General features: G+C 39.9%; 19 protein-coding genes and 1 tRNA gene. 9 read left to right on the top strand and 11 right to left on the bottom strand.

All coding sequences use genetic code 11. The annotated features are described in order from the left end of the window. Nucleotides 1-20 precede the first annotated feature (20 nt). Nucleotides 21-215: a hypothetical protein gene (locus ACH30E_RS09610; RefSeq protein ID WP_490824638.1), complete on the top strand. Its 195-nt coding sequence runs from the start codon at nt 21-23 to the stop codon at nt 213-215. A gap of 52 nt (nt 216-267) precedes the next feature. Then, nucleotides 268-705, top strand: coding sequence for a DUF983 domain-containing protein (locus ACH30E_RS09605; protein ID WP_490824637.1), 438 nt, complete (start codon nt 268-270; stop codon nt 703-705). 311 nt (nt 706-1,016) lie between these two features. Here ACH30E_RS09605 and ACH30E_RS09600 read toward each other — a convergent pair whose 3' ends face one another. The 8 genes from ACH30E_RS09600 to ACH30E_RS09565 form a co-directional block, all read right to left on the bottom strand. Beyond that, on the bottom strand, nt 1,017-1,475 hold the full coding sequence (locus ACH30E_RS09600) for a hypothetical protein (RefSeq protein WP_490824636.1): 459 nt from the start codon (nt 1,473-1,475) through the stop codon (nt 1,017-1,019). A 74-nt stretch (nt 1,476-1,549) separates the two neighbouring features. Beyond that, complete coding sequence (locus ACH30E_RS09595) at nt 1,550-2,902, bottom strand: beta-helix domain-containing protein (protein WP_490824635.1); 1,353 nt, start codon at nt 2,900-2,902, stop codon at nt 1,550-1,552. Nucleotides 2,903-3,163: 261 nt separating this feature from the next. Next, a complete protein-coding gene (locus tag ACH30E_RS09590; RefSeq protein ID WP_490824634.1) occupies nt 3,164-5,956 on the bottom strand; it encodes a TonB-dependent receptor in 2,793 nt (930 codons plus the stop codon). Nucleotides 5,957-6,431: 475 nt separating this feature from the next. After that, nucleotides 6,432-7,784 carry a TlpA family protein disulfide reductase gene (locus tag ACH30E_RS09585; RefSeq protein WP_490824633.1) on the bottom strand — a complete coding sequence of 451 codons (1,353 nt, stop codon included), beginning with the start codon at nt 7,782-7,784 and terminating at the stop codon, nt 6,432-6,434. Nucleotides 7,785-7,999: 215 nt separating this feature from the next. After that, complete coding sequence (locus tag ACH30E_RS09580; RefSeq protein WP_490824631.1) at nt 8,000-8,260, bottom strand: GIY-YIG nuclease family protein; 261 nt, start codon at nt 8,258-8,260, stop codon at nt 8,000-8,002. An 80-nt stretch (nt 8,261-8,340) separates the two neighbouring features. Further along, nucleotides 8,341-8,427 (bottom strand) — tRNA-Ser (locus ACH30E_RS09575). A 101-nt stretch (nt 8,428-8,528) separates the two neighbouring features. Continuing rightward, complete coding sequence (locus ACH30E_RS09570; protein WP_490824630.1) at nt 8,529-9,296, bottom strand: TatD family hydrolase; 768 nt, start codon at nt 9,294-9,296, stop codon at nt 8,529-8,531. Nucleotides 9,297-9,677: 381 nt separating this feature from the next. Further along, nucleotides 9,678-10,289 (bottom strand): polysaccharide deacetylase family protein, encoded by a 612-nt coding sequence (locus tag ACH30E_RS09565; RefSeq protein WP_490824629.1) that lies wholly within the window; start codon nt 10,287-10,289, stop codon nt 9,678-9,680. A gap of 156 nt (nt 10,290-10,445) precedes the next feature. Between ACH30E_RS09565 and gltX the strand changes: the two genes are divergently transcribed. From gltX to ACH30E_RS09540, 5 genes are all read left to right on the top strand, one after another. Further along, nucleotides 10,446-11,975 carry a glutamate--tRNA ligase gene (gene gltX / locus ACH30E_RS09560; RefSeq protein WP_490824627.1) on the top strand — a complete coding sequence of 510 codons (1,530 nt, stop codon included), beginning with the start codon at nt 10,446-10,448 and terminating at the stop codon, nt 11,973-11,975. Nucleotides 11,976-12,097: 122 nt separating this feature from the next. Beyond that, complete coding sequence (locus ACH30E_RS09555; RefSeq protein ID WP_490824625.1) at nt 12,098-13,639, top strand: glycosyltransferase family 39 protein; 1,542 nt, start codon at nt 12,098-12,100, stop codon at nt 13,637-13,639. Nucleotides 13,640-13,668: 29 nt separating this feature from the next. Beyond that, a complete protein-coding gene (locus tag ACH30E_RS09550; RefSeq protein WP_490824623.1) occupies nt 13,669-14,085 on the top strand; it encodes a cobalamin B12-binding domain-containing protein in 417 nt (138 codons plus the stop codon). 73 nt (nt 14,086-14,158) lie between these two features. Next, nucleotides 14,159-14,509, top strand: coding sequence for a DUF2200 domain-containing protein (locus ACH30E_RS09545; protein WP_490824622.1), 351 nt, complete (start codon nt 14,159-14,161; stop codon nt 14,507-14,509). 126 nt (nt 14,510-14,635) lie between these two features. After that, a complete protein-coding gene (locus ACH30E_RS09540) occupies nt 14,636-15,646 on the top strand; it encodes a dienelactone hydrolase family protein (protein ID WP_490824621.1) in 1,011 nt (336 codons plus the stop codon). 61 nt (nt 15,647-15,707) lie between these two features. Here the strand turns inward: ACH30E_RS09540 and ACH30E_RS09535 are convergent, their stop codons facing one another. After that, nucleotides 15,708-16,310 (bottom strand): trimeric intracellular cation channel family protein, encoded by a 603-nt coding sequence (locus ACH30E_RS09535; protein WP_294997068.1) that lies wholly within the window; start codon nt 16,308-16,310, stop codon nt 15,708-15,710. Nucleotides 16,311-16,366: 56 nt separating this feature from the next. Between ACH30E_RS09535 and ACH30E_RS09530 the strand changes: the two genes are divergently transcribed. Next, nucleotides 16,367-17,143, top strand: a complete 777-nt coding sequence (locus ACH30E_RS09530) for an enoyl-CoA hydratase/isomerase family protein (protein ID WP_490824619.1) — start codon at nt 16,367-16,369, stop codon at nt 17,141-17,143. Between the two features lie 456 nt (nt 17,144-17,599). On the opposite strand, the gene ACH30E_RS09525 is transcribed toward ACH30E_RS09530, so the two are convergent. After that, on the bottom strand, nt 17,600-18,682 hold the full coding sequence (locus ACH30E_RS09525) for an alkaline phosphatase family protein (RefSeq protein WP_490824618.1): 1,083 nt from the start codon (nt 18,680-18,682) through the stop codon (nt 17,600-17,602). Nucleotides 18,683-19,097: 415 nt separating this feature from the next. On the opposite strand from ACH30E_RS09525, the gene fumC reads away from it, so the two are divergent. Beyond that, the gene (fumC, locus tag ACH30E_RS09520) at nt 19,098-20,495 is read left to right on the top strand and encodes a class II fumarate hydratase (RefSeq protein ID WP_294997061.1); all 1,398 of its coding nucleotides are present in this window, start codon (nt 19,098-19,100) and stop codon (nt 20,493-20,495) included. Nucleotides 20,496-20,591: 96 nt separating this feature from the next. Here the strand turns inward: fumC and ACH30E_RS09515 are convergent, their stop codons facing one another. Next, entirely contained in the window at nt 20,592-22,220 is a 1,629-nt protein-coding gene (locus ACH30E_RS09515) for an amidohydrolase (protein WP_490824617.1), read from the bottom strand. Nucleotides 22,221-22,278: the final 58 nt, after the last annotated feature.

The raw sequence follows: 22,278 nt of genomic DNA, 5'->3' as shown, positions 1-22,278 counted from the left end.
TTTACTCCCCAACTTGCAGTATGAAAACTTTGTATTCATTCATACAAAAGATTGATTGGGTATTAGTGATTAGGCTAATGGTAGCTGGTTTATTTATTTCCATCGCAATTGCTTACAAAGACTGGTTACCCGCAATATTTGGCTTAACCATATTTGTAACCGGACTAATTGCACACAAAACCAAACGGGGTTGTGGGTATACAAACTGCCAGTAATCTGCTCCTGAATATTAAATCGTACCTTTGTATTTTAAATCCTTGAAACAAAATGCCCGATAGCAATAAAAAAAGATGGTACCTGTGGAGTGTGTTAAACAACCGTTGTCCGAGGTGCCGTAAAGGAAGAATATTTAAAAGTCAGCAGCCATATAAATTCAAGACTAATGTTGACATGCATGAAAACTGTCCGGTTTGCGGTCAGCCTACAGAAATTGAAGTAGGATTTTATTATGGTACCGGATACGTGAGTTATGCATTATCTGTTGCCTTCCTTGTTTCAACATTTGTAGCATGGAAAGTACTCATTGGCATGACCTTCTCCATCGACGATAACCGTATTTTTTACTGGATGGGCACAGCCTTCGCATTACTGCTCATTTGTCAACCCCTCATTATGCGCTTATCACGCTCTCTTTGGCTCAGTTGGTTTGTAAAGTACGATCCGGATTGGAATAAGCATGAAATTGAAAAGCCGGAGAGGTACTAGGTACTAGGTACTAGGTACTAGGTGTTAGGTATTAGGTATTAGGTGTTAGCAAATTATGCGGATATGTGATGAACTGGGGTAAAATGAGGAAATCTTTAATAGAGGACTCTTTGTGTCATTAAACAGGCTTTTACTAAATAATAGCTACTGATCTTATTTAGCCGCTAAGATAGAACGCAGATTTATCATGATCTATCATGATTATCTTAATAAATCTGCGTTCCATTTCCCGCTCACATTCAACTTCAATCTTTTATTCGCACTAAGCGCTAATGGCCAATAGCTAATGGCTAAAAGCTAACTGCTAGTGGCTAGTAGCTACTCCCCCGCCAGCGATTCACCAACGCCGCAGCGCTATCTGAAAGACTAGCCTTTACTGCAATCCCACCACTTTTGATGAACCCGATAAAATGGCAACTATCTTGTCGCGCAGCGACATAGAGGGTTTTAACTATTTGTCCTTTTGAGAAACAAAAGAACTTTGTATCGTATTCGCAACTTGTTTTGTCTACAATTGCCTGATTAATTTCAGTGAGGGTGAATACATGTATTGCAGCGGTATCATTCAACCCATAACGCTTATAGGTTTTCTGGTCGTTGATATCGTTGAAGAAATGCATATCAATACTATCTACTGTTCTCAGTTCTGGTAGTCTATGCATGTCTACCATTGTGGTTGATTCATCTTGTGTTGACTCAGCCGATTTATTACTTCCATCATTACAGGCAGACGCAATCAGTAAGAAAGCAAGTACACTCAGGTATCGCATGGTTTTTATTTTTATACAAAGAAATAAAAAAACCGCCCCATAGGAAGCGGTTTTTATATATAATATACGATTGCTTATTGTCCTTTTGCAGGGAATCTTGTCCATGAAGCCAACCAGTTGGTGGTTCCGAATGCACCTACATAAGTAGTTGAAGTAAAGTATGCATCCAACCCTGTGAAACTTGCACCTGCTAGTGCTGGTGAACCAGTTGCAGGTAACATGTTTGGTGAAGTAAGGGTAAATGGAGAGGTTAATTTGATATCTGCAGCATTGGTATAAGTAACACAACCTTCAGATTCAGCTTTGGTCTTCATAGCTGTAGCAGTTAATGTTGCAGAAGTTAAGCCAGAGATTCTGTAAGGATCAGCAACAGCATGTACCAGGTTGTTTTTGAACTCAGAAGCGCCACTGCTATAATCATTAGCTGTACCATCAGACTCAATTGAGAATCCACCTTTCTGCCATCCCATCAGGATTGAATTACGCAGTACAAAACGTACTGATCTTCTCCATCTGTTACCGTAGTTATGGTTAGCTGCTGTACCGGTAGCATTATTTGGACCAACAAAAGTAAAGTTGCTCAGGGTTGGGCGAGTATATGGAGTAGCTGTTGTACCTGAACCATCGTTATCAGCTTCAATACCATTACCAGCATCACCGTTATCAACGAATGCAGGATCACGTAACGCTACACCAAATTGAATTTTACCAGTATAACCAAAATCGAAATCGAAATCATCATCTGCTGTACCAAAAGCTACCAGATATTTAGCATTTACAGTACCGCCAAAAAACTCATACGCATCATCATTACCATATACTACCTGGATATTTTCGAGTGTGGTACCGCTACCAACACCACCGAGGGTAAGGCCATTGATTTCAGAACCTGGGAAAGCGGCAATACCAGCATATTCAATTCGCACATATTTCAAACTACCAGAATTATCAGCATCATTTGTACCACCATAAGGGCGATCCAATCCACCTTCAATTACCGGAGTAGAAGAGCGGTTTGTTTTAGCATAACCTAAAAGAACCACACCACCCCAGTCGCCTGGGTTACGAGAACCTGCATCCTGACCAGAAGTAAATACAATTGGTTTATCAGCAGTTCCATTTGCAATTAATTTACCACCTCTTTCTACACACAATGCACCTTTTTCTGTTTTATCACTTTTGATTACAGTACCTGGCTCAACAGTAAGGGTGATACCATTTGGTACATATACATACCCTTTCAATGTCCATACTTTATCTGCAGTAAGGGTTTTGTTTTCCAGTAATGAACCTCTTAATACAGTTGCATTTGGATCTTCCGGAGGAGCTATAATATCTCCATCATCATTATTCTTAGTACAAGCAGTAAACGTCAATGCAGCAAAAGCCACCATTGCAAGACGAGTAATCAAAAGCGAACGTATCATTTTCGTTATTTTTTATGATGCAAAACAACTAATACAATGTAATGGGTATGTTACGGGAAGATTAAGGAATTGTTACCAGAGAGAAGCTGCTGGCTGCTAGCTTCTAGCTGCCAGATGTTTTTTAAATACCAGCGGTATTAAAAAGCCACAGATTCACAGATTATGAACGATTAATCTGTGAATCTGTGGCTTAACTATTTTTAAACAACTGCGTGGTCTAAGAAAAATCCAGCAGCTAGAAGCTGGTAGCTAGAGGCTAATCTAAAAATTATAAGAAAACCCTACCCCAAAACTAGCACCAAACAGGTTGCTCCACTGAACACGGTCTTCTGAGCTATTATAGGCTCTGTTGTCTTTTTTAGATTCTACGTTGTTGTAAAATATTTGTCTGGTATTCAGGAGGTTCGACATATTGATTTTCACCTCACCTTTATTTTTGAATACTTTCTTAGCTAATTGAAAATCAAGTACACTTCTTCCATTCTCATAAACATCGGGAATACCAAATGCACCTACGGTTTCGATACGTTGACCAATTCTGTTGAACAATACTGTACTGCTCCAGTTAGCATCAGCATAAGTTAAACTCAGGTTCACCAGGTAAGGTGACTGGCCCTGCATCGGACGTTTGGTATCATAAGGATTAGATGATGAAGGCAAGTCTACGGTTGACTTAATCAATGAAGTATTTGCGCTGAAAGTGGTGTTGTTCCAGAATTTGCCATCTCCGAAGAAAGCCAGTTTTTTGCGGAAATCAAGTTCAATACCGTAAGCATAAGCATTGTCTGGGTTGAAGAAAGTGATCACCTGATATTCAAGGGATGATTCACCAGACATACGCTGTTCAATTGGTTTCTTGAAATGTTTGAAGAACAAAGAGGCAGATATGATTTCACCACTTTGAGGATAAGTTTCAAAACGTAAGTCGATATTGGTATTCTGGCTTCTTTCCAAGCTACCATTACCACGAATAATTGCAGCTCTCACGAAATCGAAATAAGAGAAATTAGCTACCTCGCGGAAATCAGGTCTTGAAACGGTTCTTGACGCTGAGAAACGAAGGTTAGACTTATTGCTAAAGCTGTAGATCAGGTTTACTGAAGGAAGGATATCCAGGTAATCTTTTTTAATGGTTGTTCTTGTACCTGAAACGTTACCGGTTTTCACTTCATAATTAAATGTTTCTGCACGTACACCCCAGATCAATCTCCAGCTTTCATTGAATTTATTATCCAACATCAGGTAAGAGCCCGTTAACAATGAAGTTGCATCGTAACGATCTGTGTTATTGGTAATTTCATTCAGGTAGAAACCATTGGTGTACATATTACCATCGTTGAAAATTTGTCCAGCAGGCAGAGAAAGCAACGCAGTGTTAAAGCTTGATGGATTTGCCTCTTCATAACGGAATGCCCTTGCTCCGAAATCACGAATTTTATATTGGGTCAGTACACCTGCTTTTAGAGAAGAAGTGGTGTTACCCCATTTCAGGTTTTTGCTGTAATCCACTTTACCACCTAATGTATTTTCATCCAGTTCACTCCAGAAACGATAAGTATTTCTCAGTGCGATAGTATATGGTATTGTTTTATCATTTACCTGAGAAATATTCTTTTGGTAAGGTTGTGAGCGGTAGTCTGGCTGGTCCTTTTTAGTGAATGCAAAGTTGAGGTTCCATTTCAGTTTATCATTTGCTTTACCGATGGCATGTTCACCTTCTAACTGAGAGCTGAAGATGGTTTTTTCCATCGCAACAGCAATCCTGTTTTTGTTGATATACTGAAGGTCATTGTAGTTGGCCCCTTCACGAATGGTATTGCTGTTTTCGAATACGCGGTTGAAAAGGTTCTTGAGAACGATTTTATTTTTTCCTTTTTTGTAGCCAATATTCAACAAAGCACCAACACTGGTATTGAAAGAGTAAGAAGTATCTGCATAATCAAACAAAAGATTGGTGGTGGTAGTTGCATCACCATATTGTTGTCTGTCTGTAAGTTGGGTAGTTTGTGAGTTACGGTAAGTGATTGAACCCAGCAATCCGAAAGTAGCGCCATTCTTGCCACTGAATTTTCTGGCAAAATTGATTTGTCCATTTAAGGAAGGCAATGCTTTGGTATTATGATCACCATAAGTATTATACATCAGCCTAGAAGCCTGTATTTTCTGCGCATTAGTAAAACTACGCCATCTGTTGGTAGAAGGGAATGAAGAAGGGAAACCTCTGGAACCGTCATCGAAGCCGAGGTAATCCATTCCACCCATATAACCTACATTGAAATTTTTACCGGTAGAAATAGTATTGAATGAAGAGGATAAAGCCAGTCCAAATGAGTTTTTAAAAGGAATATCTTTCGTGGTAACCTGAACAATACCGCCTGAGAATTCACCTGGCATATCAGGCGTTGCCGTTTTGTTGATCAAAACGTTATCGATCATATCAGAAGGAACGATGTCGAAAGAGAAGGTTCTTCTATCAGGTTCTGTACTAGGCATAACTGCACCATTGATGGTGGCCACATTATAGCGGTCATTTAATCCGCGAACAATTACATATTTATCATCTTGCACAGATGTACCTGTAACCCTTTTCAAAACCTCACCCACGTTACGGTCTGGTGATTTTTTGATGGATTCTGAAGAAATACCATCAGAAACACTGGTATTATTTTTTTGCATGCTCAATACCGCATTTGCAGATTCCCTGCGAGCCGGTGAGGCTGTTACCACTACTTCATCCAGTTCTTTTTTCTGGTCTGCAAGTACAATATTCAGTTCATTGGTTTGTCCGGCAACGATCACAATTTCACTGATGGTTTTGGTTTTGTAACCAGTCATAGAGAAAGTTAATTCGTAAGTTCCAGGAGCCAATTTGATGCTGAAGCGGCCTTCTACATCAGAAATAAGGGATATTTTCTTTGCTGAGTTAAAGATGGCTACCCCTGTAATAACTTCATTATTAGCAGAGGAAGACACTTTTCCGATAAGGGTACCGGTTTGAGCAAATAAAGCAGTAAATGAGAAAAGAGCCAGCAGGGTCGAAAAAATAGATTTCACAGTGTTTATTTTGCTGCAAAAGTATTTCCGCAATGTTACCACTATGTTACCCCAATGTTAAGGGAATATTACCTGAAGTGGGGGGCTGCTGGCTGCTAGCCATTGCTGATCGAAGAAAATTGGCTTCAAGCTTCAAGCCGCAAGCTACAAGCTTTGATGCGTGCTTATTATAGGCTTTCTGCTTTTAATGAGTTAAACGGAGGGCTTGGGTATTAGAAAATTTAAAGTCATTTGCTTAAAGAAATATTTGGTTGTCGTAAACGCACTATCTGCTATTAATAGAACACAGATCTTCATGATTTTCAAGATCTATCATGATAAATCCTGAAAATCATGAAGATCTGTGTTCCATCATACGCAACACCTACAGCTCACGGTTAAATTTCCCCGGACAGCAATGGCTGCTAGCTACTAGCTTTGGAGGGGTCCAAGAGAAATATCGGGTAATGCTGGTTCTATATTAGAAGAGTGGGGTTTAGTTAGTGGATATCAGAAGTTTTTCCAGGATTCTCCTTAAAGCCGGATCTGCTGCTCTGGGGGCGTCCATTTCTACTATTCTGAATGATTTATCTATTAAAATATACCTGGGTATCGTTTCCACGCCGTATTCTGTGAGTTTTGCCCGGTCAATTCGCCACTGTATACCTTCTGGCTTTCTTTTCGCAAGGTTTTCAAGCCAGACTGGGTCGTTATCATCTACGGAAAGGGAAACGATGGCTAAATCGCTGCGGTTTGCATATTCCGCCTTTAATTTTTCGAAGTTGGGCATTTCTGCCAAACATGGGCCACACCAGGTTGCCCAAATATCAATATAGATGACTTTTCCCTTTAGGTTAGAAAGGCTGGTTTTTGTTCCATCGGTTTTATAGACCATAAAATCAATTGCCTGGTCACCATTGCCGAATTTTAATTTGTCCATAACCAGCAAGTTTAAAATATCACGATATTTTTTTGACCTGATCGCTTGAATATCCTTTTTATAGCCAGGCACCATTGCTTTATTACTTTCCGGCTTAATTTTTTTATATGCGAGCGTATAAGCATTGTTCCAATCTGCAAATGCCTGTTTAAAAGAAGGGGTTAGATTTGAAAGATCCAACTCATCTATTATATCCCGATAAACTTCTATTTGCAAATAAGATGGATTCGCAAAATTATTCAACAAAGAATCTTTTACTGGTTTTGAGATACGATCGAAGGTTTCTGTGTAAGCTGTTATTTTTTCCTTTGGTTCCTTCTTCAATTTATATGCTGCATAAGATTTGACAGACAGCATACTATTTACTAAATCAGCCTTGTTTCTTGCCTTTTCAAGTTTCCTGAATGCCGAACCAATATTCTTCAATGCAGCAAGTTCATTTTCTTTTTGCTGGAAGATTTTCAGGAGAAACAACAGGGTTTCTTCTGGCGTATCCTGAAGGTTTTTACCTGCTTCCAGAAAAGACCCCCCCTTTGGAAAAGGAACATTTCTAAGGTAATTGTTGGCTATACTTCCTTGTCCGATAAATGTAGACTTAGATGCATCAGCATGATCAATCAATACTTGCATATCATCTCCTGGCGATAAATAAAGCTTGTTTCTACCAAGTCGAAAATAACCAGGTTCTTTTAGCGGAATTGTGATAGCGAAAGTAGAATCAACTTCAGGTACAATAACCTTATTATAAGATTTAGGTACCATGTATTGAATTTCTGAAAAATCTTCCAATGTGGCTACTGCTCCAAAATGGGCCAGTTTACCTTTTAAGGTAGCTGATGCCTGTTTGGGCTGTGCGTATCCGGAAACAGCTAAACAAAGAATAATTAAAAAATGAACAATTATTTTCATGCAGTTTGTATTGGATCAAGATAATACTTTTTCAATAACCAGTGGCAGTGGCTGTTAATGAAATAACTACTTTAAAGCAATACCTGAGCAAAGATTTATGCAAAAAAAAATCCCGAGTAGCGGGACAGTTGACGTTTGCAGAGAGGAAGGGATTCGAATGCCGACGCTAACGGTCGGCACCGAGACATCAGCCCTGGCTGATCGTCTCGGCCCTCTTAGCTATATTTTTCAATAAATGCAAGTAGCCTTTGTCTATTCAAATTTTTCAACTTCTTCTCCAGTAACATTACTTCTGATCTTGTTGGCTTTTCAATCAGACATACAAGTACCCAAGGTATGTAGGGTGAAGTAGCTGATTCATAACCACTATTATGTCTATTCAATCTATCATTGAAATTTTGCGTCTGACCAATATAATAGCGATTAAATCTTGAAGTGTATAGTATATATACGTAAAAGTGTCGGTTTAGACTCATCAAACAAAAGTCGCATTCCTGGTTTGATGATTGCTTCGTATTAATACGTGAATTAATACCAAATAAAAAATTAATAGAAGCAGAGAGGAAGGGATTCGAACCCTCGATACGGTTTCCCGTATACACACTTTCCAGGCGTGCTCCTTCAACCACTCGGACACCTCTCTGTATTATTTTATTTGAGAGAAATGAAAGACTTGCTCCTTCAATCCGCATCAGGCGGAACTCCTCTCAATTTTAAAAGATGGCAAAAATAGCGCTAAACCACTCAGTTTCCGAATATTTTTTGGGCATTGGCTGTTGTGATGGCTGCAATTTCTTCCAGCGGTAGTTTTTTTACCTCTGCCAACTTTTTGGCAACTTCTAGCATATAACTGCTTTCATTTCTTTTTCCCCGGTATGGAACTGGACTTAAATAGGGTGCATCGGTTTCTAACACCATGTGCTCTATACCAATGTTTTCAAGCGCTTCCGGCAGTCCGGCATTCTTATAGGTAAGCACCCCACCTATACCCAACATAAAATCCATCGACACAATTTGTTTGGCAGACTCATAACTTCCACTGAAACAATGAAAAATTCCTTTTAATCCTTTGGCAGCAAAAGGTTTTACCATATCAATTGTTTCCTGCATTGCATTCCGCGTATGAATAACGATGGGCATTCGCCTTTCGAGGGCCCATTCCATTTGTTGCACAAATGCAACCCTTTGCTGCTCTGCAAAGGTTTTATCCCAGTAAAAATCCAACCCAATTTCTCCAACTGCAACAAATGGCCTTTTGGCCAGCCATTCTGCTACTATTTGAAGCTCCTGCTCCACCCTTTCATTCACTGAGCAAGGATGCAAACCCATCATCGCAAAACAAACACCAGGATTAGCTGCCTCCAGGCCTAACATTGCATCTATTACTTCACTATCAATGGCTGGCAGGTAAAACTTTTCAATGCCAACAGATTTGGCCCTGTTAATGGTTTCCTGGCTTTCGGTACCAAATTCAGTAGAATACAGGTGACAATGGGTATCAATCAATATCATAAGGCAAAGTTCACAATAAATCTCCAGCATGCAAGAAGATGCTTTTGTAGATTTTTTTAGCGGCTGAAAAATAAAAAGACAAAAACCCTCGTTATATATCAGCGTACCTTGAAATAAGGTCAACAGGCGATCAAAAGATTTAATATCAGCCTACAGCTGATAAAAGATTGTTTTCATAGGGTACGGATTAAAATGTAAAGCCGGAGTGTCTACTCTGGCTATTTTTTTGCCTTTTCCCCCGTCTGGGTTAGGTGTTAGGTATTAGGGGTTAGGGATTGATGCTTGATGCCTGGCGCCAGGTATTATTAGAGCTTTAATATTTTCTTAGCTAATCCTAATACCTAACACCTAACACCTAAAAGCATTAATCTCTGCCCCACATTATAAAGACTCGAAAACATAACCTTCTCCTGAAAAATATTTCAGCATAGCCGGCAATGCAAACGACATCCGGTCCCATGCTTTTTCGCTGTCGTGAAACAATACAATCGAACCAGGTTTGGTATGGTAAACTACATAGGCCAGACTAGCCTGTGGCGTTAACTGCGTATCGAAATCGGCACTTAGCACATCCCACATGATGATCCTGAAATGCTGTTGCCGCAGTGCATTTATCTGCGATCGCTTAATGCGTCCGTAGGGTGGCCGAAAAAGGTTCGATTGAATATACTTATCTGCTGTTTGTATATCTTCCAGATAGGCAGCATCATCTGTCTGCCACCCATTTAAATGGTGGTGGGTGTGGTTGCCAATGGTATGTCCCTCATCAAGAATCCGTTGGAAAATAGCTGGCTCTGCCGCCACATTCTTTCCAATACAAAAAAAACTGGCTTTCGCCCCATATTTCGCCAACTCATCCAACACAAATGGCGTAGCCACCGGATGAGGGCCGTCATCAAAAGTCAGGTAAATTTTTTTCTCCTTACCAGGCATACGCCATACCAAAGAAGGGTATAAAGCCCGAAGCCAGAATGGAGTTTTGGAGAGATACATTTTTCAAAGATAGGTTTTAGTCCATGGACCATAGATCATAGGCCATAGTATTTGGATTGGAACAATGTCACAAACTAAGTCTATTGGTCTTTGACCATTTACTATGGACTATGGACCATTGACCATGGTCTGTATTCTATCCTTTATCTTTGCCCTATGACAAACAAAGTACGTGTACGTTTCGCTCCTTCACCTACTGGCGGACTTCATCTGGGAGGGGTTAGAACCGTTTTATTCAACTACCTGTTCGCCAAACAAAATGGCGGAGATTTTATCGTTAGAATTGAAGATACCGACCAAACGCGTTTTGTACCGGGAGCAGAAGATTATATTTTTCAGACACTGGAATGGTGCGGACTTATTCCAGACGAAAGTCCAAAACACGGGGGTGCTTTTGCGCCATACAGGCAAAGTGAGCGTAAAGAGAATTATCGCCAATATGCAGAGCAATTGGTTCATGCAGGATATGCCTATTATGCATTCGATACGCCGGAAGAACTGGAAGCGATGCGTAACAACTTTAAAACTTCTGAAAACCCTTCTCCTCAATACAACCAGCAGATTCGCACTAAAATGCGCAACTCACTTACACTGGGCGATGATGAAGTAACACGCCTGATGAGTGAGGGAATGCCTTATGTGGTTCGTATTAAAATGCCGGAAAATGAAACCGTCAGCTTTAATGATATGATTCGCGGCGAAGTAAGTTTTCAAACTTCACAGGTGGATGATAAAGTATTATTAAAAGCAGATGGCATGCCTACCTACCATCTTGCAGTAGTAGTGGATGATTACCTGATGCAAATATCGCACGCTTTCCGCGGTGAAGAATGGCTACCCTCCGCCCCCGTTCATTTGTTATTATGGAAATACCTTGGCTGGATCGACAGCATGCCACAATGGGCACACCTTCCACTCATATTAAAGCCTGATGGAAATGGCAAACTAAGCAAACGTGATGGCGACAGACTGGGTTTCCCTGTATTTGCCATGGACTGGACGGATCCAAAAACAAATGAAACAACCATTGGATTTAAAGAAAGAGGATTTTTACCAGAGGCTTTTGTTAACCTCCTCGCAATGCTGGGGTGGAACGATGGTACTGATCAGGAAATTTTTACATTGGACGAACTGATCCAAAAGTTTTCTATGGATCGTGTTCATAAAGGAGGTGCGAAATTTGATTACGAAAAAGCCAAATGGTACAATCATGAATGGATAAAAAAAACAGATGCAGACAAACTCGCTCCTGCAGTACAGTCTTTGCTGGAAGACCAAAATATTACCATAACCACCCCTACTTTTTTACATAAAGTAATTGATCTTGTAAAAGAGCGTTGTACATTATTACCTGATTTTGCTGCGCAAACTCTTTTCTTTTTTGAGGCACCTAAACAAGTAGATTTAGACTCAATCAAACCTAAATGGGATGAAAAGAAAAATTTATTTTTCACTGAGCTTATTCGCGCCTACGAACTAAGTACACTTTGGGAAACAGCTGATCTTGAAAAAGAATTCAAAGAACTCTCAGCGGCCAATCAATTAAAACCAGGCGAGCTAATGCTTCCTTTTCGCATCATGCTGGTTGGAGGCAAATTTGGTCCGGGGGTTTTTGATATTGCGGCATTGATTGGGAAAGAAGATACAGTGGGAAGGATTAAGCATACACTTTCTTTGCTGGCTTAAGGAAAGATAATTGCCACTGAAGGCACAGAGAGCACAGAAATTTTCAGTGTCTTTCTGTGCCTTCAGTGGCAATCAATACACTTATTAACAGGATCATTTGTATCTTCCTCCAAACAAGTTGCATGAAAAATCCTGTAAGGCTTCTCTATGTACTGGCAATTATCCGATTCATAGTCCCCTTTCTTCTAGTTCACCCATTTTATGAATTGCACAGAGATGAATATCTCTACCTCGCGGAAGGAAAACACCTCGCAGCCGGATTCTTAGAAGTTCCGCCAATGCTATCATTCATGGCCTGGATAAGTAATGCGTTCGGGGCATCCATTTTTTGGGTGAAATTGTGGCCAGCATTATTAGGATCTTTTACTTTTATAATGATGGGCAGGATCATAATTGCATTGGGCGGTCGCTCATTTGCTATACTGCTTGCTTTTGTTCCATTTATCAGCACTGGGTATATTCGTTTGTTTTATTATTTCCATCCCAACTTTCTCGATGTTTTTTTCTGGACCCTTAATGCTTTTGCCTTAATACGATATTTCCAAACATCGAAAAACACCTGGCTTTATGTGTTTGGTATAAGTGTTGGACTTGGCATGCTGAGTAAATATTCCGTTGCATTTTATACGGCAAGTCTGCTGGCAGGTTTGCTACTGACAAAACAAAGAAGTGTATTACTCAATAAACATCTATATTATGCTGCAGCGCTAGCCCTAATCATTATGTTACCTAATATATTGTGGCAATACAACCATAATTTTCCTATTATTTCACATATGGCAGAACTGAAGGAAGAACAGCTACAGTTTATAAACCCATTAGACTTCCTCACAGATCAGTTTATGATGTTTCTTCCTTGTGTATTTATCTGGATAGCAGGTTTGTATTTCACTTTGTTTACCAGTGCCGGAAAACCTTATCGCAGTATCGGGTTATCCTATCTTTTTGTAATAGCATTACTTACCTATATGAATGGTAAAAGTTATTATGCTGCCGGTGTTTATCCTATGTTATTTGCTTTCGGCGGTTTTTACCTGGAAAAATTAACTGTCGTTAAGGCCCGCGCGCTGCGCTATGTGTTTGTTTTTATTCCGATCATTTTGGGCTTCTTTATTCTTCGATTATTACTTCCCATTCAAAAACCAGAAACTCTGGCAGCATGGTATGAAAAAAGAGGATTAAATAAGACCGGAAGTTTTAAATGGGAAGACCAGCAATACCATCCTCTCCCACAGGATTATGCTGATATGATTGGATGGAAATTACTTGCCGAGAAAACAGCGGCATTGTACAAAAGTTTGCCGGATAGTCAACAAAAAAGAACCTTGATTTATTGTCGTGGTTACTATACAGCAGGTGCATTAAATTATTACAGTAAAACAGTAGGTCTCCCGACCGTTTACAGTGATAATGCATCATTCCTGTTTTGGATGCCAGACCATTTTAATTTCAAACATCTCATCCTGATTGGTAAAAATATGCCTGACCAGGATGATATCGTTTTTCAGCAATTTGAAAAACATACGGTTAAGGATGTTATCGATTATCCATTATTCCGTGAAACCGGCACTAAAATCATCTTATTTGAAAATGGCAATGACTCGCTAAAAGCAATTACAGAAAGAAGTGTAGCCGCACTGAAAGCTCGCTTTCAAAGGAAATGATTCGTATTTTTGCAGGATAAAACGATTGCATGAGTAATTCTAATCGCCCGGTACGTGTACTGGTAGCAAAAGTTGGACTTGATGGTCACGATCGTGGTGCCAAAGTAATTGCCACCGCGTTGAGGGATGCAGGTATGGAAGTTATTTATACCGGTCTGCGCCAAACCCCGGAAATGGTGGTAAATGCTGCCTTACAGGAAGACGTTGATGCAATTGGCATCAGTATACTCAGTGGCGCCCATTTAACGGTATTCCCTAAAGTAATTCAATTACTGAAAGAAAAAGGAATGAACGATGTTTTACTTACTGGCGGCGGTATTATTCCAGAAGACGACATGAAAACGCTTAACGATATGGGCGTAGGAAAACTATTTGCACCAGGCACAGCAACAGGTGAGATAGCTAGTTATATTACTGAATGGGTGCGGGAAAACAGAGAGTTTTAATTACTGATGTTGTGTAAACTATTTTGAAATAATATACTCAGTTGATTTCGTAAACTTAATCTAACAAAAAAGAATGGATAACGCCCGGGTATTTAAAATGTCTTTCGCAAGTGTGTATCCCCATTATATTACCAAGGCAACAAAAAAGGGGCGTACAAAAGAAGAAGTGGATACCATTATCTGCTGGTTAACGGGTTATACAGAAAAAGCTTACCAGAAGCAGATAGACAAGAAAGTAAGTTTGGAAACTTTCTTTGCGGAAGCCCCGCAGTTGCATCCCAATGTTTCAAAAATTACCGGTGTTATATGCGGGTATAGGGTAGAAGAAATTCAGGACCCTCTCATGCAAAAAATTCGCTATATGGATAAACTCATTGATGAGTTAGCGAAGGGGAAAGCGATGGAAAAGATTCTACGACAATAAGGTTTTATGTAATTCATCCGTTTATAGCAACCGTTCACCCTGTTATTCCTCCGACCGAACCAATATAATTTCATTTACAGATTTCCAATGTGGACCTTTGCAGCCCATTTACCCGGAGCAATGTTTATGAAACAAATATTACACAAAGGAATCATCGGATTTTTCATGGTTTTCACCATGATTTCCTGCGGCAAAAAAGCCGTTGAAACACCTCAAAACACAACGCCTACAGGTGGCAATAATACTCAGCCTGAAATAATTCAAACGATCAGTTTAACCAATCCAACCGGTGGCGACCCATTAAAAGCCATTCTGTTTATACCAGCTTCTTCAGTAAGTGTACCTGCAGTGGTAGTACAACATGGAAGTGGTGGTTTATGGAGTAGTTCGGACCTGACCAATACACAATTAACCAGTCAGTTCAGTATTTGGATCGACTCCTTCAGGGTTAATAAAATTGCTGCACTTTTTGTCGACAGCTACTCTGCCAGGGGTGTGAAAGATTTTCATGATAAAGCTCCACCGGAAAACATTTTCCTTGCCGCAGAATTCATCCGTCCCAGAGATGCTTATGCAGGACTTAGTTACCTGAGAACACTGAGCAGGATTAAATCAAATAAAATTGCTTTGCTCGGCTTTTCACATGGAGGTACCAGTGTATTGAGCACCATGGTTGATGCACAAGCTGTGAGTAAACCTACATGGTCACTCATAAGCGGAGGTGTTACCTATACAAATGGCGTTCTTGCACCAGCACAGCGCCCCGCTGAAGGTGGTTTTGTTGCGGCAGTATCTTATTATCCCGGAGCTGCTATGTTTAGTTATTATGGTCGCCCGGGTACACCGAGTAATGGAAAATATATTCCTTATGCGCCGATTATGATACATGCAGCAGGAAAGGATCCGCTATATACAACCTTGTATAGTAATAGCGACAATAACACAAATATCAGCGCGTATGATGGACTGATATTAAAAGCACAGCAATCTAATTTATCGGCGCCTATGTCTCTCCATGTGTATGATAATGCTGCACACAGTTTCGACGGAAGTACAGGAACAAGTGAAGATGCTAAGGCCAATTTACTTGCGAAGAAAAGAACGCTGGATTTTTTAAGGACTTATCTGTTTAACTGATCGGGATCATGGACCATAGACCATGGACCATGGACTATGGTCTATGGTCTATGGCCTACAACTATATTTCCGGCAGCCTTAATCTTTTTCTTTTCGATAAAATGCGAATGCCAACTATGATAACCACGCAAATAAATAAACCAGGATTATAGGCCAGTCCTGTATTCTTCAATAAAATATATATCGCACCTCCTATTGCACAGGCAGTAGCATATAGCTCTCCTTTCTTCAACAGATTAGGAACTTCCCCGCATATCATATCGGCAATTAATCCGCCAAATGTGGCAGACATTACACCCATAATTACGGCATAACCTTCATTTACACCATAAGCCAGGCTTCTTTCAATGCCACCCGCAGTAAACATGCCCAATCCGATTGCATCTGTAAAAAAAAGCGTTCTACGAAAACGTGCAGGATTGGTTTTGAGGAGAGAAATAATTAAAACTGCAGAAACAACCAGGCCTAATGCAAAATAATCGTTCATCCAGTTTACAGGTCGAATACCAATCAGTAAATCTCTTATAGTACCGCCACCATAAGCGGTAGCAAAAGCAACAACCGTTGCACCAAATATATCCATTTGATGTGTACGTGCCTTGAGTGCTCCTGTTGCAGCAAAAACAAAAATTCCGGTATAGAGTATTCCCTCAATCAGATTCATATTACAAAATACAAAAGAACCCGTCTGCAATCGTATTTTTGTGAAAACAAATTGCCATGTATCAAACTTTAGTTACCAGTTTAGAAAATGGAATATTTATTATTACCATAAATCGTCCCGATAAACTTAATGCACTAAATCAGCAGGTAATGGCCGATCTGGATGCTGTAATGAATGAAGTATATAGCAATGATGCTATTAAGTCCGTAATTATAACCGGCGCTGGTCCAAAAGCATTTGTTGCAGGTGCCGATATCAGCGAATTCAGTGGCGCATCGGTAGAAGAAGGCAAGGCACTCGCCAAAAGGGGACAGGATATTTTCTTTAAAATAGAACATTCACCAAAACCTGTTGTAGCATGTGTTAATGGATTTGCTTTGGGCGGAGGTTGTGAGTTGGCGATGAGTTGCCATTTCAGACTGGCATCGGATAACGCGAAATTTGGACAGCCAGAAGTGAACCTGGGTTTAATTCCGGGTTATGGCGGAACACAAAGATTGGTGCAACTAATAGGCAAAGGAAGGGCATTGGAATTATTGATGAGTGCCGGCATGATTGATGCTAATACAGCGCTTCAGCTCGGACTGGTAAACTATGTGGTACCACAGGAAGAATTGATTGCTAAAGCCACGGCTATATTATCATTAATCAATACCAAAGCACCTATTGCTGTGGCAAAATGTATTGAAGCTGCAAATGCTGTTTTTGATGAAACTAAAAATGGTTTTGCTGTTGAAGTAAATGCCTTCGGTGACTGTTTTGGTACAGAAGATATGAAAGAAGGAACCACTGCATTTCTTGAAAAAAGAAAAGCGATATTCAAGGGGAAATGATTTGGCTAATAATACGAATCAAGGGTTGAACGAGGAGTGGGGGAAAACAGCTTTTAGCATTTAGCTGTTAGCTGTTAGCCAGGATTTGCGGTAATTGTAGGCTATCTGCTCTTAATCGAATAAATGACAGGGCAAGCGAATTAGATGATTTAAAATGAGCTGGTTAAAGAAATATTTGTTGCTGTTTGTGCACTCCTTGTTATTGATAGAACGCAGATTATCATGATTTTCAAGATCTATCATGATAAATCCTGAAAATCATGATAATCTGTGTTCCATCATACGCGACATCTAAAGATCGCATTCCAACTTTCCTGGAGACTATATTGAACAATTATACGCTATAAGCTTTAATGCATACTTCAATCTTTAATTCGCGTTAATTGCAAATGGCTAATAGCTAAAAGCCAATTGCAATTAAGTGCTTCAGGAAAATAATAAATCTCCGGATATTTTTTATTTTCTGAATAGCGAATCAATGGCTTCTGCAATGGGCTGATCAGCTTTAAACTCATACCCCATTAAACGGGCAATGGTTTGAGCGAATTGTTTCTGAAAATATTGCCCTTCTCTTTTTGATTCACCTGCAGCTTTTGTATCAGGCCCCATAACTGCAAACCATATTTCATCGGCCCCTTCAATATCGCTGCCATGGCTGGTCCACTTTGATTTATCCTTATCTCCCCTGCCGTGATCGGTGGTAATAAACAAAGTTGTTTTATCCTTATAACCAGGGGTAGATTGAATATAGTTCCAAATTTCCTGTATCCATTTATCTACCTGCTGTGCAGCCTGTAGGTAATATTTGTATTTCCATCCATGTGCCCATTCATCCGTTTCTCCATAAGCTATGTACATAACTTTAGGCGCTTCCTTTTTTAGGTATTCCATAGCTGCATGATGGGTAAATACATCGAAACATTCTTCCCCCCAATGCTTTTGGGAATCCCTGAGTAATTTATTGATCATTAATTCATTGGCGTTAGGTGATGCACCACCACAGGTATCATAAGCGGCAACTACTGGTACGCCGCTTCTATTCTCGTTCAATATTCTGTTAAAAGCCTCCCATGCACCGAACGCACCTACTTTTCCCTTTAATGCCGGTTGTTGATTGAAAAATTCTGTAATGGTGATATTAGGATTAGCAGGATAATCATTCGCATCAATCCTGTCATCCGCATAACCCGATAATATCTCGTTATACCCCGGATATGAGAACCAATATCTGTTTGAAACATTTACTTTACTCCCCAAGGTTCTGTTACCGAATATTTGTCCTTTTTTGGCAATGATATTCCAGAAAAAAGGCATCAGTTTTTGTCTCTTTTCTTCCTCGGTAGCTGCCCCGAATTGCTTAAAAATGCCAGCGCTATCGTCCTGGTTAAACCGCTTATCTTTTGCCAGTGATTCAGCCATTCCCTTGAATAATTCCTGCCAACGAAAGCCATCGGTGGTTATGATAATGATATTTTCCGTTTGTTGTGCCCGGCTGGAAATACTGAGGATTAAACAAAGGGATAAAAGGATTTTATACATATCAAATCATTTTAGAAGAACGAAAAATAAGCAAAACCATCGTATTTATCCGTTATTTAACGTAAATACAAAGCAACAGGGAAATTTGCTGCGAGTCCCACTTAGGATGGCACACAGATCTTCATGATTTTCAAGATCTATCATGAAAAATCCTGAAAATCATGAAAATCCGTGTTCTATTAATAACAGATAATGCATTTACGGCAACCAAATATTTCTTTAAGTAACTGACTTTAAATTTTCTCCCCCTCTTTAATACCATTAAAAGCAGAATTTCTATAATAAGCACCCATCAAGGCTTTTAGCTTGCGGCCTGCAGCCTGAAGCTAAAAGGAATGTTTTTTCCCAATTTACCTCTCCTTCTTAGTAACTTTGCACCGCAATTCATTATACCTGATCATTTAAAATCCGGAACATGGAATTTCGTATTGAAAAAGACACGATGGGTGAGGTTAAAGTACCTGCTCATGTTTACTGGGGCGCCCAGACTCAGCGCAGTATTGAGAATTTCCGCATTGCGCAGGATATCAACAGAATGCCTAAAGAAATTATCCAGGCTTTTGCTTACCTGAAAAAAGCTGCCGCTCTTACCAATTTTGATGCGGGCGTTTTAGCAGAAGAAAAAGCTACTTTGATTGGAGAAGTTTGTGATGAAATACTTTCCGGCAAACTAGATGATCAATTTCCTCTCGTAGTTTGGCAAACTGGTTCTGGTACCCAGAGCAACATGAACGTTAATGAAGTTGTTGCTTATCGTGGTCATGTTATGAAGGGTGGTAATCTTAACGACAAAGACAAATTCCTTCATCCAAATGATGATGTAAATAAATCACAATCATCCAATGATACTTTTCCAACAGCGATGCATATTGCAGCTTATAAAATATTGTTGGAAGTAACCATTCCAGGCATTAAGAAACTGAGGGATACACTGGCTGCTAAAAGCAAAGCTTTTATGCATGTGGTGAAAATTGGTCGTACGCATTTTATGGATGCTACGCCATTAACCCTTGGACAAGAAATCAGTGGTTATGTTAGTCAGCTAGACCATGGTTTGAAAGCCATCAATAATACACTTGCCCACCTGAGTGAACTTGCTTTGGGTGGTACAGCAGTTGGAACAGGTATTAATACCCCTAAAGGATATGCAGAAAATGTTGCCAAACATATTGCCAATCTCACAGGCTTACCATTCGTAACTGCTGAGAATAAATTTGAAGCGCTGGCTGCGCATGATGCCATTGTTGAAGCCCATGGTGCATTGAAGACTGTTGCAGTTAGCCTGATGAAAATCGCCAACGATATCCGTATGCTGAGTTCTGGACCAAGAAGCGGTATTGGTGAAATTTTTATCCCTGATAATGAGCCAGGTTCATCGATCATGCCAGGCAAAGTAAATCCTACCCAGTGTGAAGCACTTACCATGATTGCTGCACAGGTATTAGGAAATGATGTTGCGATAAATATAGGCGGTGCAACAGGTCACTTTGAACTCAATGTATTTAAGCCGGTAATGATTTATAATTTCCTGCACAGTGCAAGACTGATCGGTGATGGATGTGTAAGCTTCAATGATAAATGTGCGGTAGGTATTGAACCTTTGGAAGCCAATATCAAAAAACATGTAGACAATAGCTTGATGCTGGTAACTGCGCTTAATACTAAAATCGGTTATTACAAAGCAGCCGAAATTGCGCAAAAAGCACATAAAGAAGGAACTACCTTAAAAGAGATGGCCGTGAAGCTGGGATATCTTACTCCGGAAGAATTTGATGCATGGGTTATTCCTGGGGATATGGTGGGGGAGATTTAGTTGCTAAGTTGACTGTTATCAGCTAAATGCATAGGATTTTATTTAGCCACAGATTCACAGATTATAGCGAATTAATCTGTGAATCTGTGGCTATTTTTATTCCCCATGTACTTTTTTTCCGCCAGAGTAAGTTGCTTTTACTTTTGTAGACAATATTTTCTCGGGTGCAACTTTCATAAGATCCTGATCAAGGATAATAAAATCTGCTTTCTTTCCTTTTTCGAGGCTACCTACTTCTTTTTCGAGGAAGCTTGCTTTAGCGGCCCAGATGGTCATACCGCGAATGGTTTCTTCTCTGCTTAGTGCATTTTCCATTTGAAAACCACCTTCAGGAAATCCTTTTGCATCTTTTCTTACCACTGCAGCCAGAAAAGTTTTGAAAGGAGAAATATCTTCAACAGGAAAATCTGTGCCGAGGGGTATCCATCCATTTTGCAGCAATAATTGTTTGAAAGCATAAGCACCTTTCACCCTTTCAGGGCCCAGTCTTTCTTCCGCCCAATACATATCACTGGTGCCATGAGTAGGTTGTACAGACGGAATTATACTTGCACTGGCAAAGAGATTAAAATCGTTAGGATGTATTACTTGTGCATGTTCTATGCGCCAGCGTTTATCGTTTTTGCCACCCAGGTATTTATTATAGATATTGAGCATTTCTCTGTTTGCACTATCACCAATTGCATGTGTACACATTTGAAAATCTGTTTTTGATAAAACAGCGGCTAAAGAATCGTAATGGTTTTTATTACGTAATAGAAATCCGGACCAATCTTTTCTGTCAGAATATGGTTTTAATAAACAGGCTCCGCGGCTTCCTAAAGCTCCGTCTGCATATACTTTAATACCTTTTACGAAAAGACGATCTGTTTTATAAGGACCTTTTGTAAGAAATTTTTCATAATTCGATTCATCATCGCTAAGCATAACATACAAACGCATGTTTAATTTTCCTTCTCTTTGAAGGGTATCGATTGCTTCAACATCCGTATAATGTAATCCGCAATCGGTGATGGTAGTGAGTCCTTGTGCAAAACAATTTTTCTCAGCTGCCTGGAGCCATTGGGTATAAGTAGCTTTATTTGGTGCGGGTATTTGGGCATATACTTTATTGTCGGCATTATCAATCAGTACGCCGGTAAGTTGTCCGTTTTTCACTTCAATTGACCCACCAACTACTGTTTGTCCGGCCTGGATACCAGCCAGGTCCAATGCTTTTTGATTGGCGATGGAAGCATGTCCATCAACCCTGGTAAGCACCACAGGTTTGTCCGGAAATAATTGATTCAGAGCTTCATTGGTAGGAAAACTTTTACCGGGCCAGCGGTTTTGATCCCACCCTCTTCCTTGTATCCAATATATATCGGGATATTGATCGGCAAATGCTTTTACCCTTGCCACGGTTTCTTCCCAGGTAGTGGCACCAAATAAATCTACCTGAAACAATGATCGTCCATATCCAACAAAATGTGCGTGTGCATCAATTAAACCGGGATAAATGGCTTGTCCACCAGCATCTATCAGTTCATCGGCCTGATAGGATTCCATGATCTCTTTATTTGTACCGGTAGCAACAATTAATCCATCTTCAATAACCATTGCTTCTGCAGTAGTGAATGCACTATCTACCGTATAGATCACAGCGTTATGAATGATGGTATCAACTTTGTGGTTGTTGCAGGCACCTAATAGAAATAGCAAGGCAATAAGGAGGTAGTTTCTCATAGTTTTAATGGCTTTGGGAAAAGGAAGGTAATAAATCTATTAATGCGAATCAAGGATG

The sequence above is a fragment of the Sediminibacterium sp. FW305-C-61 genome (assembly GCF_058231065.1).
This window is presented reverse-complemented; position numbering and strand designations above follow the sequence as displayed.

Bases quoted from the DNA above. Each gene is read 5' to 3' on its own strand.
- ACH30E_RS09535 (WP_294997068.1), bottom strand. From the start codon at position 16,310: ATGAATCTGATTGAGGGAATACTCTATACCGGAATTTTTGTTTTTGCT.
- ACH30E_RS09610 (WP_490824638.1), top strand. From the start codon at position 21: ATGAAAACTTTGTATTCATTCATACAAAAGATTGATTGGGTATTAGTG.
- ACH30E_RS09550 (WP_490824623.1), top strand. From the start codon at position 13,669: ATGAGTAATTCTAATCGCCCGGTACGTGTACTGGTAGCAAAAGTTGGA.
- ACH30E_RS09540 (WP_490824621.1), top strand. From the start codon at position 14,636: ATGAAACAAATATTACACAAAGGAATCATCGGATTTTTCATGGTTTTC.
- ACH30E_RS09605 (WP_490824637.1), top strand. From the start codon at position 268: ATGCCCGATAGCAATAAAAAAAGATGGTACCTGTGGAGTGTGTTAAAC.
- ACH30E_RS09595 (WP_490824635.1), bottom strand. From the start codon at position 2,902: ATGATACGTTCGCTTTTGATTACTCGTCTTGCAATGGTGGCTTTTGCT.
- ACH30E_RS09555 (WP_490824625.1), top strand. From the start codon at position 12,098: ATGAAAAATCCTGTAAGGCTTCTCTATGTACTGGCAATTATCCGATTC.
- fumC (WP_294997061.1), top strand. From the start codon at position 19,098: ATGGAATTTCGTATTGAAAAAGACACGATGGGTGAGGTTAAAGTACCT.
- ACH30E_RS09515 (WP_490824617.1), bottom strand. From the start codon at position 22,220: ATGAGAAACTACCTCCTTATTGCCTTGCTATTTCTATTAGGTGCCTGC.
- ACH30E_RS09525 (WP_490824618.1), bottom strand. From the start codon at position 18,682: ATGTATAAAATCCTTTTATCCCTTTGTTTAATCCTCAGTATTTCCAGC.
- ACH30E_RS09530 (WP_490824619.1), top strand. From the start codon at position 16,367: ATGTATCAAACTTTAGTTACCAGTTTAGAAAATGGAATATTTATTATT.
- ACH30E_RS09585 (WP_490824633.1), bottom strand. From the start codon at position 7,784: ATGAAAATAATTGTTCATTTTTTAATTATTCTTTGTTTAGCTGTTTCC.
- gltX (WP_490824627.1), top strand. From the start codon at position 10,446: ATGACAAACAAAGTACGTGTACGTTTCGCTCCTTCACCTACTGGCGGA.
- ACH30E_RS09565 (WP_490824629.1), bottom strand. From the start codon at position 10,289: ATGTATCTCTCCAAAACTCCATTCTGGCTTCGGGCTTTATACCCTTCT.
- ACH30E_RS09580 (WP_490824631.1), bottom strand. From the start codon at position 8,260: ATGAGTCTAAACCGACACTTTTACGTATATATACTATACACTTCAAGA.
- ACH30E_RS09570 (WP_490824630.1), bottom strand. From the start codon at position 9,296: ATGATATTGATTGATACCCATTGTCACCTGTATTCTACTGAATTTGGT.
- ACH30E_RS09545 (WP_490824622.1), top strand. From the start codon at position 14,159: ATGGATAACGCCCGGGTATTTAAAATGTCTTTCGCAAGTGTGTATCCC.
- ACH30E_RS09600 (WP_490824636.1), bottom strand. From the start codon at position 1,475: ATGCGATACCTGAGTGTACTTGCTTTCTTACTGATTGCGTCTGCCTGT.